The organism is Bacillus cereus group sp. BfR-BA-01331 (genome assembly GCF_022663915.1).
Lineage (GTDB): Bacteria > Bacillota > Bacilli > Bacillales > Bacillaceae_G > Bacillus_A > Bacillus_A mycoides.
This window is the reverse complement of the sequence record NZ_JAKUGJ010000007.1, coordinates 147530-160186: the sequence shown is the minus strand read 5'-3', so window position 1 is coordinate 160186 and position 12657 is coordinate 147530. Positions and strand designations below refer to the sequence as shown.

The window sequence follows — 12657 nt, the reverse complement described above, 5'->3', positions numbered from 1 at the left end:
TTATTTTTCTGAAATAGTAGCCTAGAGGAATCCTTGTGAAAAAAACAAGGATTTTTCTATTGAAAATAGTATATAAAAGAGATAAGATAACTTGCCAAAACTATAGTCGAGGCGTTATTCTATAATAGAAACATATGTTCTAATTTGATTAGGAAAGGGGCAAGGAGTTTGGCGAAGCATCAGTTCCAATATAATGAAGATGCAATTCAAGTGTTAGAAGGACTTGAAGCCGTTCGAAAACGCCCGGGTATGTATATCGGGAGTACGGATAGCCGTGGATTGCATCATTTAGTATATGAAATAGTAGATAACTCCGTTGATGAAGCATTAGCGGGATTTGGCGACGAAATTTCTGTCGTAATACATAAAGATAATAGTATTAGCGTAATTGATAAAGGGCGAGGAATGCCTACGGGAATGCATAAGCTTGGAAAGCCGACACCTGAAGTTATTTTAACTGTACTTCATGCTGGTGGTAAGTTTGGCCAAGGAGGCTATAAAACGAGTGGTGGTTTACACGGTGTTGGGGCATCAGTTGTAAACGCCTTATCAGAATGGCTAGTAGTAACGATTAAGCGAGATGGTAGCATTTATGAACAACGCTTTGAAAATGGTGGTACTCCTGCAACGACGTTAGAGAAAATCGGGAAAACGAAAGAGTCTGGTACAACGATGCACTTCAAACCAGATACAACTATTTTCAGCACAACAAATTATAATTATGAAACATTATGTGAGAGATTACGTGAATCTGCATTCTTATTAAAAGGAATGAAAATCTCGATAAAAGATGAACGTAATGATTTAGAAGATGTGTTTCATTATGAAACAGGAATTGAGGCTTTCGTTTCATACTTAAACGAAGAGAAAGATTCGATTCATCCAGTTGTATATTTCTCGGGTGAGCAAAATGGAATTGAAGCAGAGTTAGCGTTTCAGTTTAATGATGGTTACTCAGAAAACATTCTTTCGTTTGTAAATAATGTACGTACAAAAGACGGTGGTACACACGAAGCTGGATTTAAAACAGCAATGACACGTGTGTTCAATGAGTATGCTCGTAAAGTTTCTTTATTAAAAGAAAAAGACAAAAATTTAGAGGGTACAGATATTCGAGAAGGATTAGCTTCGATTGTTTCTGTACGTGTACCAGAAGACGTACTCCAGTTTGAAGGGCAAACGAAAGGGAAACTAGGTACAAGTGAAGCTCGTTCTTCAATTGATGCAATTGTATCTGAGCATTTAGCTTACTTTTTAGAAGAAAACCCGGATGTAGCTACACTTCTTGTGAGAAAGGCAATTAAAGCAGCACAAGCACGTGAGGCTGCTCGTAAAGCGAGAGAAGAAGCGCGTACTGGTAAGAAGAAGAAAAAATCAGAAGGTACTTTAAGCGGGAAGTTAACACCTGCACAATCACGTAATCCTCAGAAAAACGAATTGTATTTAGTAGAGGGTGACTCGGCTGGTGGTTCAGCAAAGCAAGGGCGAGATCGTCGTTTCCAAGCGGTGCTACCATTACGTGGTAAAGTAATTAACACGGAAAAAGCAAAGCTTGCTGATATTTTTAAGAATGAAGAGATCAACACGATTATTTACGCAATTGGCGGCGGCGTAGGGAATGAGTTCGCGGTTGAAGATATTAACTACGATAAAGTTGTTATTATGACCGATGCAGATACGGATGGAGCACATATTCAAGTGTTACTACTGACGTTCTTCTATCGTTATATGAAACCACTTATTGAAGCTGGTAAAGTATTTATCGCACTTCCACCTTTATATAAAGTAAGTAAAGGAAAAGGGAAAAGTGAAGTAATTGAATATGCATGGTCTGATGAAGAATTAGGTGGTGTAACGAAAAAGGTCGGTAAAGGCTACATGTTGCAACGCTATAAAGGACTTGGCGAAATGAATGCCGATCAATTATGGGAAACAACGATGAATCCTGAAACACGTACGTTAATCCGTGTGAAAATTGACGATGCATCAAGAGCTGAGCGCCGAGTTACGACATTGATGGGTGATAAAGTAGAACCTCGTCGTAAATGGATTGAGCGTAATGTACAATTTGGTATGCAAGAAGAAGGAAATATTTTAGAAAATGAAATGATTATGGAGACGGAGGTGGAATAACATGCAGGCAGAGAAGTTTCATGACCTCCCGCTTGAAGACGTGTTAGGTGACCGCTTTGCACGTTATAGTAAATATATTATTCAAGACCGCGCGCTTCCAGATGCGCGTGACGGTTTAAAACCGGTACAAAGACGTATTTTATATTCTATGTATGTAGAAGGAAACGTACATGATAAAGCGTTTCGTAAATCAGCTAAAACAGTAGGTAATGTTATCGGTAATTATCATCCACATGGTGATTCCTCTGTATATGAGGCGATGGTCCGTTTAAGTCAAACTTGGAAAGTACGTAATGTTTTAGTTGAAATGCACGGAAATAACGGTAGTGTTGATGGGGATCCAGCAGCGGCAATGCGTTATACGGAAGCACGTTTATCACCAATCGCATCTGAGTTATTACGTGATCTTGATAAAGAAACAGTAGAATTCGTGTCAAACTTTGATGATACGAGTGAAGAACCTATTGTATTACCGGCAATGTTCCCGAACTTATTAGTGAACGGATCTACAGGGATTTCCGCTGGTTATGCAACAGAAATTCCACCGCATCATCTTGGAGAAGTAATTGATGCTACAATGATGCGTATCGATCAACCGAATAGTTCTGTGGATGACTTGTTAACAGTTATTAAAGGACCAGATTTCCCTACAGGTGGTATTATACAAGGGATAGATGGCATTAAAAAAGCGTATGAAACAGGTAAAGGGAAAATTATTATTCGCGGAAAAGCAGAGGTTGAAACGATTCGTGGCGGGAAGCAACAAATCGTTATTACAGAAATTCCGTACGAAGTAAATAAAGCGAATCTTGTTAAGAAAATGGATGAATTACGTATAGATAAAAAGCTAGATGGAATTGCTGAAGTACGTGATGAGACAGATCGTACAGGTCTTCGTATCGTTGTAGAATTAAAAAAAGAAGCGAATGCTGAAGGTATTTTAAATTATTTATATAAAAATACAGATTTACAAATTCCATACAACTTTAATATGGTAGCGATAAATAATCGTCGTCCGACACTTATGACATTACCTAAGATTTTGGATGCATATATTGGACATCAGAAAGAAGTTGTTACAAGACGCTCACAATATGAATTAAGAAAAGCAGAAAATCGTCAGCATATTGTAGAAGGTTTAAAGAAAGCATTATCAATTTTAGATGAAGTGATTGAAACGATCCGTGGGTCTAAAGATAAGCGTAATGCGAAAGATAATTTAAGTGCGAAATTTGGATTTACAGAGGCGCAGTCAGAAGCAATTGTTTCACTGCAATTATATCGTTTAACGAATACAGATATTACAGCGCTAGAGCAAGAAGCAGCGGAACTTAGTAAGAAAATTATAGAGTTACAGTCAATTTTACAAAGTGAAAAAAGACTTTTTCAAGTTATTAAAACAGATTTGAAGAGAGTAAAGAAAACATATAGTGATAATCGCCGTGCGATAATTGAAGAGGAAATTGAAGAAATTAAAATCGATGTGGAAGTTATGATTCCGCAAGAAGATGTCATCGTTACTGTAACGAAAGAAGGCTATGTGAAACGAACAGGTTGGCGTTCGCATAATGCATCGAACGGGAAATACTTCGGTATGAAAGAGGGTGACATCTTACTTGAGCGTTTCGATACAAACACGACAGAAACCGTTCTTTTATTTACGAACAAAGGAAATTATATTTATCTTCCTGTGTATGAAATGCCAGAAATTCGTTGGAAAGATTTAGGTCAACACGTTGCGAATCTTGTTTCACTCGAGCGAGATGAATCGTTAATTTGGGCAACAGTCGTACCGAATTTTGAAGAAGAAAAACGATTTATCGTATTTGTTACACGAAACGGTATGATTAAGAAAACAGAATTAAACCAATATAAAGTGCAGCGTTATTCACGGGCATTCGTTGCTGTAAACTTGAAAAAAGATGATGAAGTTGTTGATATATTTGCGACAGATGGGACAAGTGATATTGTTCTTGCAACACATGGTGCATATGCACTTGTATTCAATGAAGAAGAAGTAAGTCCAGTTGGTGTCAGAGCAGCTGGTGTGAAAGCAATTAATTTAAAAGAAGATGACTATGTTGCTTCTGGTAAACCGTTAAATGGTGAAAAAGATCAACTTATTCTCGTTACGCAGCGAGGTGCTGTGAAACGTATAAAGGCATCGGAAATTGAGAAATCAACGAGGGCGAAGCGAGGCCTTGTAATTTTTAAAGAGTTAAAACGTAATCCGTACCGCATTGTCGGTATTGAAATTGTTCGAGATGATGAATTAGTTTACATGAAGACAGAGAAACACATTGTAGAAGAAATTGATCCGAAAGCGTTTCGAAATAAAGACCGGTATAGTAATGGTAGTTTAGTACTAGATGTTAATGATACTGGTGAAGTAATTGAAACGTGGACAAAAAAACGAACAGAGTAAATGTGAAAAAACCTTGCTAGTGTATAACTAGCAAGGTTTTTAGTTATGAAAAGGTATGTATGAGCAAAACGTTATGTATATAAAAATAATCTTGTTATAATAATGAGATGAAATCGTTCTCATAAAGTGAAACTTTAATCAGTGGGGATTTTCTTTATCCCCACTGATTATTAGCTTTCACCAATCGAGCTTTTACGAGCAGTTGATTCCTCACCTAATTTCTTTGCTTTCGCTGAATTTTGAGGTAGGAATCTTACTGCCCGTTAAAGCGGGATAAATGGAGGGGCAACATGAAAAAAATAGGTGTAGGGATTGTAGGATTTGGATTTTCTAGTACAACATTTCACATCCCGTTATTACAAACGATAGAAGAATACGATATTCGTGCTATTTTATCATCAAAAGAAGAAGTAGTGAAACAAGCATTACCAAATGCTGAAGTTGTTGGTACAATTGATGAATTAGTAAACCGAGCTGATATTGACTTAGTGGTTATTACTTCGCCGAATACAACCCATTTTCCATATGTAAAAGAAGCAATTGTACACGGCAAGCATGTTGTTGTGGAAAAACCATTCGTTGTTTCAATTGAAGAAGGAGAAGAACTTATTTCATTAGCGAACCGACATAATGTCGTTTTAAGTGTGTATCATAATCGCCGTTTGGATAATGATTTCTTAACGATAAAGAAATTATTACAAGAAAAAAGAATAGGGAATGTATACGCATATGAAGCGCATTTCGATCGTTTCCGCCCACATGTACGCGATCGCTGGAGAGAAAAGAACTTACCAGGATCAGGTATATTATATGATTTAGGATCGCATTTAATTGACCAAGCATTATCATTATTTGGGAAACCAGATGCGATAAGCGCAGATGTAATAAAACAACGACCAGGTGCAGAAGTTGATGATTACTTCCATGTTGTACTTCACTATGGAGTGAAGCGCGTTATTTTACATAGTAGCAGTTACGTAAAGCAAGCTGGACCACATTTTACACTGCATGGAGATAAAGGTTCTATCGTGAAGTATGGTATGGATTCACAGGAAGAACAATTAAAGACTGGAATGAAGCCAGGGGATAATGGTTATGGAGCAGACTCTGAAGAGAATTTTGCTACTTTAGAAACAGGAGAAAGCTTAGAGCGTATTCCAACAGAAGTCGGCTGCTATGACATGTATTATAAAGGTGTAAGAGATAGTATTGTAAATGGTGAGAAACCACCTGTAACAGCAGAAGAAGGGTTAGAAGTTATTAGGATTATTCAATTGGCAATTGAAAGTAGTGAAACTGGTAGAGTCATTTTGGTAAAATAAAAAAGACACGATTATGTGTCTTTTTTATTTTTGCGGAACGGAAAGTCCATAAAAAAACATCGTAACTATATCTTGTATATGTTTTTCTCGATCTCCTTCAAGAAGCTGTGCCCCGAAATCATCACCTAATTTAGTGAACATTTGAATGTACAGTAACATCATTTCTTTTGAAAGATGAGGATTAATTTCATTTTTGCGCTGTGCTTGTTCTAATATTTCTAAATACCAAGGCAGAATTTTTTCGTGTTGATAACTATAAATAAATTTTCGGAGCTCTTCGTCTTTTTGCATCATTTGTAGTAGCATATCAGGCTGAAATAACCCGCCCGTATTCATTTTTCTTACAATCATTTTTTGCATCATATCATGAAACGGTAATTTTTCTTCCGCAAGCTCTTTATAATATTGAAATTCAGATATTATAAATTCTTGTATAAGCTCCCTAAATAATGCATCTTTACTTCCAAAATGATTATAAATTGTAACTTGAGAAACGTTTGCTTTTTTTGCAATATGTTCTATTTTTACTTCATTAAATCCGCGTTCTGAAAATAATGTAAAGGCCGCATCTTTAATGGCACGTTTTTTCTTTTCTTTCACTTTTTCAAAGCCGTTCAATACAATCACCTCATTTAAAATATACAAGAAAAAATAATTGAAAACAATAATTTTGAAATATAGACATATAAATATTTCAAAAAGTTGTTGCGAATATGAAAGATGAGGAGTACAATAATTTTGAAATATCACATGTTAAATATTTCAAAAAATGAGGTGGATTTATGATTTCAGTTCAAAATGTTACAAAACAGTTTTCAAATGGAAAAGGCTTGTTTGATATTACATTTGAAGTGAAAGAAGGGGAAGTTTTTGGCTACTTAGGACCAAATGGTGCTGGGAAATCAACAACGATTCGTAATTTAATGGGATTTATAAAACCGACGGCTGGTAAAGCGACAATTTTCGGATTAGATTGTTGGGAAGATGCTGCGAAAATTCAAAGAGAAGTTGGCTATTTGCCAGGAGAGATTTCTTTTATTGAAGGAATGAATGGATTAGAGTTTTTAAATTTGATGCAAGGAATGCGTGGGTTAAAGGAAACGAAGAGACGTGATGACTTGATAGAGCGTCTGCAATTCGATGTGAAAACACCAATTCGAAAAATGTCTAAAGGAATGAAACAAAAAGTAGGTATAGTTGCGGCATTTATGCATGATCCAGAAGTGCTAATTTTAGATGAACCGACATCAGGACTCGATCCACTTATGCAGCAAATATTTATAGATTTAATATTAGAGGAAAAGCAAAGAGGAAAAACAATCCTTATGTCATCACATATTTTCACTGAAATTGAGAGAACTTGTGACAGAGTAGCTATTATTAAAGATGGTTGTCTTGTAACCGTTGAAAACATTCATGATTTACAAGGCATGAGAAGACAGGTGATAGATGTAACAGTATCATCTCAAGAAGAAATCGAGTCTCTTAAACAATGTGATTTGCAATTTGAAGCGGTGAAAGGAAGAGAAGCATCGATTATTGTACAAGGAAACTATCAAGCTGTTTTACAAATACTTTCAAACTATAATGTAACGGCACTTCAAACGAGAGCAATGGATTTAGAACATTTATTTATGCATTATTACGATAAGAAAGAAGGGGTAAAGCATGAATAAGCAATTGTTTTTAGCTAGTTTGAAAGAAACACAAAAAAGTATTTTGAGTTATGCAACTGGTGCAGCTCTTTATTTATGGTTATTAATTTGGATATTCCCATCGATGGTTTCAGCGAAAGGGTTAAATGAATTAATAAGTGCCATGCCTGATAGTGTAAAAAAAATTGTTGGAATGGAAAGTCCAATTCAAAATGTAATGGATTTTTTAGCTGGTGAATATTATAGCCTATTGTTTATTATCATTTTAACAATCTTTTGTGTCACGGTTGCAACGCATTTAATTGCTCGTCATGTAGATAAAGGGGCGATGGCATATTTATTAGCAACACCTGTATCCAGGGTGCAAATTGCTATTACACAAGCGTCTATTCTCATATTGGGACTACTAATCATAGTAACTGTTACGTATGTATCGGGTATAGTAGGTGCAGAGTGGTTTCTACAAGATAATAACTTAAATAAAGAATTATTCCTGAAGATAAATGTAGTCGGAGGACTAATATTTTTAGTAGTTAGTGCTTATTCATTCTTCTTTTCTTGTATATGTAATGACGAAAGAAAGGCACTAAGTTATTCAGCAAGTTTAACTATCTTATTTTTCGTATTAGATATGGTAGGTAAATTAAGTGATAAGTTAGAATGGATGAGAAATATATCCTTGTTTACATTGTTTCGTCCGAAAGAAATTGCTGAAGGAACATATAATATATGGCCAGTAAGTATAGGCTTAACTGCTGGAGCGCTTAGTATCTTCATAGTAGCAATTGTAGTGTTTAGGAAGAGGGATTTACCGTTGTAAATTAGAAAGTCCACTGAGAAAGTGGGCTTTTTTCGTTTTTGTAGTAAAAAGATTTCTAGAATATACATTATTTATTAACGATAATCTACAGTATGTTTATTAAAAAACATAATATACACTATTAAAATAGTGTATATGTAACGAGGAAAAATGATGTTAAAAAACTATATAGAATTTTTATGAATATTACTGTAAGAAAATAATTTTTTAAAAATTTTTAATAATAATACTTTACAAATTTTAAAAAATTAGTAGAATAAGAAGTAGTAAGAATCGTCTGATAAATATATAAAGAAAAACAGAATTATCAGAAAATTCTTAAATAGATATCGTTTAGAATTAGGGAGGGTACAGAAAATGAAAAAGAAAAAAATGAAAAAACTAACAGCAGTTGTAGTACCGGTTTTAGCAATGAGCATGGCATTAACAGCATGTTCTACATCAGGTGGAGATAAGAAGACAAGTACAAATTCTAGCTCAAGTGGAGATAGCAAGTCAGGGGAAAAATTAGCAGCGAAACAAGTATTAAATCGAACAGAGACAAATGAAATTCCAACAATGGATACTTCTAAAAATACAGATACATTAGGTTCTCAAATTTTAGGGAACACGATGGAAGGTTTATATCGATTAGATAAAGATAACAAACCAATCCCAGCTGCAGCAGAATCAAGCACGAAGAGTGAGGATGGTAAAAAATATACATTTAAACTACGTAAAGATGCAAAATGGTCAAATGGTGATCCTGTAACAGCAAAAGATTTCGTATTTGCATGGCAACGTCTATTAGATCCAAAAACAACTGCTGAGTATGCGTTTATCGCATTCCCAATTAAAAATGCAGAAGCAGTTAACCAAGGGAAAGCAGAAGTATCTACATTAGGTGTAAAAGCAGTAGATGACCTTACGCTTGAAGTTGAATTAGAACAAGCAGTACCATACTTCTTAAATCTAGTTGCATTCCCATCGTACTACCCATTAAATGAAAAATTCGTAAAAGAAAAAGGCGATAAATACGGTTTAGAATCTGATACAACAGTTTATAACGGACCATTCGTTCTTACTGATTGGAAACATGAACAAGGCTGGAAACTAAAGAAAAATGATCAATATTGGGATAAAAAGACTGTAAAATTAGATGAAATTAATTACAGTGTAGTAAAAGAAGTAGCTACAAAGGTAAACCTATATGATACAGGTGCAGTTGATTCTGCACTTTTATCAGGAGAATTTGTTGATAAGTATAGAAATAATAAAGATGAGTTTGGAACATACTCACAAGTAAGTACGTACTTCTTACGTATGAACCAACAACGTGGTGGACAAGATACACCATTAAAGAGTCAAAAATTACGTGAAGCAATTGCACTTTCAATCGATAAGAAAAATTTAGCAAGTGTTATTTTAAATGATGGATCTAAACCTGCGGACTTCTTAGTACCAAAGGGATTAGCAACTGGACCAGACGGTAAGGACTTCCAAGAAACATTTAAAAATGGTATCAAGCCAGATGCGAAAAAAGCAGCTGCTGCATGGGAAGAAGCGAAAAAAGAACTTGGTAAAGACCAAGTTACAATTGAACTATTAAACTATGATACAGGTAATGCGAAAAAAGTTGGGGAATATGTTAAAGATCAAATTGAGAAAAATTTAAAAGGTGTAACAGTTACCATTAAACTTCAACCATTCAAACAAAAACTGAAGTTAGAAACAGAGCAAGATTATGATTTATCATATGCTGGTTGGGGACCTGACTACGCAGATCCAATGACATTCTTAGATATGTTCCAGTCTAAGCATTCTCATAACCAAATGAGCTTCTCTGATCCGAAATATGATGAAATGATTAAGAAGGCTGGCGGAGAATTAATGGGTGATGCGAAGAAACGTTGGGAAGAGTTAGGAAAAGCAGAAAAACTACTTATTGAGCAAGATGTAGCGCTTGTACCTCTATACCAACGTGGTGATGCTTACGTTCAAAAATCGAATGTAAAAGACGTTGTTCACCATAACATCAGTCCAGAGTATAGCTTCAAATGGACTTATATTACTGAAAAAGACGGAAAGTAATAGAATTTAAAAAACATTCCAAAAGTGGTTATTCTACTTTTGGAATGTTTTTTATTGAGCTAAAAATACTAATTTTTAGTTCAGTTAAATAGAGAAGAATAAGGCGTATAGTACGTACATATAGTAGATGGGGGATAAATCATACTAAATTATGAAGATTAAAATCAGAATATTTAAAATAAAACTATTTACAAATACGAAAAAAAGAGTAGAATAATATTAGTTGTAATTTTCAGAAAAATAATCGTTAGCAAGGGGTCTCTCAAGGGTTGGTATTGTACATATAATTGGGGAGGGTATAAAAATGAAGAGAAAAAAGATGAAAAAGTTAACAGCAGTTGTAGTACCAGTTTTAGCGATGAGTGTAGCATTGACAGCATGCTCTGGGTCAGGTGGAGAGAAGAAAACGACTACTACATCTAATAGTGGGGAAGAAAAAAAATCTGATATTAAATATGCAGCGAAGCAAGTATTAAATCGTACGGAAAACCAAGAAATTCCGACGATGGATACTTCTAAATCTACTGATACGTTAGGAGCACAAATTTTAGGGAACACAATGGAAGGTTTATATCGTCTTGATAAAGATAATAAGCCTATTCCGGCTGCTGCAGAATCAAGTACGAAAAGCGAAGATGGTAAAAAATATACGTTCAAACTGCGTAAAGATGCGAAATGGTCAAATGGAGATCCTGTAACAGCGAAAGATTTCGTATATGGATGGCAGCGCTTACTTGATAAAAATACAGCGGCAGAATATGCGTTTATTGCCTACTATATTAAAAATGCAGAGGCAATTAATAAAGGTGAAAAACCTGCAACAGAATTAGGAGCAAAAGCTGTAGATGATTATACACTAGAAGTAGAATTAGAAAAACCGGTACCGTACTTCTTAAACCTATTAGCATTCCCGTCATATTATCCTTTAAATGAAAAGTTCGTAAAAGAAAAAGGAGAGAAATTCGGTTTAGAAGCAGATACAACAGTGTATAACGGGCCATTTGTAATGGCATCGTGGAAACATGAACAAGGTTGGCAGCTGAAGAAAAATGATAAGTATTGGGATAATAAGACTGTGAAATTAGAAGAAATTAATTACAGCGTTGTAAAAGAAGTGGCTACAAAAGTAAATTTATATGATACAGGATCGATTGACTTTACATTACTGTCAGGAGAATTTGTAGATAAATATAAATCGAATAAAGATGAGTACGGTGAGTATGCAGAATCAAGTACATTCTTCTTACGTTTAAATCAAAAGCGTAACGGACAAGATACACCATTAAAGAGCAAAAAACTTCGTGAAGCAATTGCGTTATCAGTTGATAAAAAAGGTTTAGCAAATGTTATTTTAAATAATGGATCAAAAGCAACAGATCAATTGGTTCCAAAAGGGCTTGCGACAGGACCTGACGGTAAAGATTACCAAGATACGTTTAAAAATGGTCTGAAACAAGATACGAAAAAAGCAGCAGCTGCATGGGAAGAAGCGAAAAAGGAACTTGGAAAAGATCAAGTTACAATTGAATTACTAAGCTATGATGATGGAACTGCGAAAAAGATTGCTGATTATGTTAAAGATCAAATTGAGAAAAATTTAAAAGGTGTAACAATTAACACGAAAATTCAGCCATTCAAACAGAAATTAAAATTAGAATCAGCGCAAGACTATGAAATTTCCTATGCAGGCTGGAGTCCAGACTATGCGGATCCGATGACATTTATTGATATGTTTGAATCGAAGAGCCCATATAACCAAATGAGTTATTCGAATCCGAAATACGATGAAATGGTGCAAAAAGCAGGTAATGAATTATTATCTGATCCGAAGAAGCGTTGGGAAGCGTTAGGAAAAGCAGAAAAATTATTCCTTGAAGAAGATGCAGGGTTAGTTCCTTTATATCAAACAGGAAGATCGTATGTAATGAAACCGAATGTAAAAGGAATTGTGAAACACAACATTAGTCCAGAATATAGCTTTAAGTGGGCGTATGTAACTGAGGATGGCGGAAAGAAATAATATGAAAGCATTTCAAAAGCGGCTAATCTGCTTTTGAAATGCTTTTTTTGTATGAATAAGAGAATAAGGCACATGGAAATTAGAAAGGAGTTCAACAATTGGATAGATAAATGATAGCAGAGATTTCATATTGATGAGAAAAATATAGAACATAGCAATAGAGAAGAATAAGAGGGGATATGTTTACATATAGTAGACGGGGGATAATTCAT

General features: G+C 34.9%; 8 protein-coding genes. 7 read left to right on the top strand and 1 reads right to left on the bottom strand.

The features are described 5' to 3' along the window. Window positions 1-168 precede the first annotated feature (168 nt). The 3 genes from parE (at window position 169) to MR155_RS15240 (ending at window position 5880) form a co-directional block, all read left to right on the top strand. Window positions 169-2133 carry a DNA topoisomerase IV subunit B gene (gene parE, locus MR155_RS15250; protein ID WP_002087772.1) on the top strand — a complete coding sequence of 655 codons (1965 nt, stop codon included), beginning with the start codon at window positions 169-171 and terminating at the stop codon, window positions 2131-2133. A 1-nt stretch (window position 2134) separates the two neighbouring features. After that, window positions 2135-4558, top strand: coding sequence for a DNA topoisomerase IV subunit A (gene parC / locus MR155_RS15245; RefSeq protein WP_002087770.1), 2424 nt, complete (start codon window positions 2135-2137; stop codon window positions 4556-4558). A gap of 290 nt (window positions 4559-4848) precedes the next feature. Then, window positions 4849-5880, top strand: coding sequence for an oxidoreductase (locus MR155_RS15240; RefSeq protein WP_242310429.1), 1032 nt, complete (start codon window positions 4849-4851; stop codon window positions 5878-5880). 24 nt (window positions 5881-5904) lie between these two features. On the opposite strand, the gene MR155_RS15235 is transcribed toward MR155_RS15240, so the two are convergent. Next, the gene (locus MR155_RS15235; protein ID WP_242310427.1) at window positions 5905-6498 is read right to left on the bottom strand and encodes a TetR/AcrR family transcriptional regulator; all 594 of its coding nucleotides are present in this window, start codon (window positions 6496-6498) and stop codon (window positions 5905-5907) included. A 164-nt stretch (window positions 6499-6662) separates the two neighbouring features. Between MR155_RS15235 and MR155_RS15230 the strand changes: the two genes are divergently transcribed. The 4 genes from MR155_RS15230 (at window position 6663) to MR155_RS15215 (ending at window position 12445) form a co-directional block, all read left to right on the top strand. Continuing rightward, a complete protein-coding gene (locus MR155_RS15230) occupies window positions 6663-7556 on the top strand; it encodes an ABC transporter ATP-binding protein (RefSeq protein ID WP_242310425.1) in 894 nt (297 codons plus the stop codon). After that, entirely contained in the window at window positions 7549-8355 is an 807-nt protein-coding gene (locus MR155_RS15225) for an ABC transporter permease subunit (RefSeq protein ID WP_242310423.1), read from the top strand. The genes MR155_RS15230 and MR155_RS15225 overlap by 8 nt, the downstream gene beginning before the upstream one ends. Window positions 8356-8712: 357 nt before the next feature. After that, complete coding sequence (locus tag MR155_RS15220; protein ID WP_242310421.1) at window positions 8713-10425, top strand: peptide ABC transporter substrate-binding protein; 1713 nt, start codon at window positions 8713-8715, stop codon at window positions 10423-10425. Window positions 10426-10729: 304 nt separating this feature from the next. Beyond that, window positions 10730-12445: a peptide ABC transporter substrate-binding protein gene (locus MR155_RS15215; RefSeq protein ID WP_242310419.1), complete on the top strand. Its 1716-nt coding sequence runs from the start codon at window positions 10730-10732 to the stop codon at window positions 12443-12445. Window positions 12446-12657 lie beyond the last annotated feature (212 nt).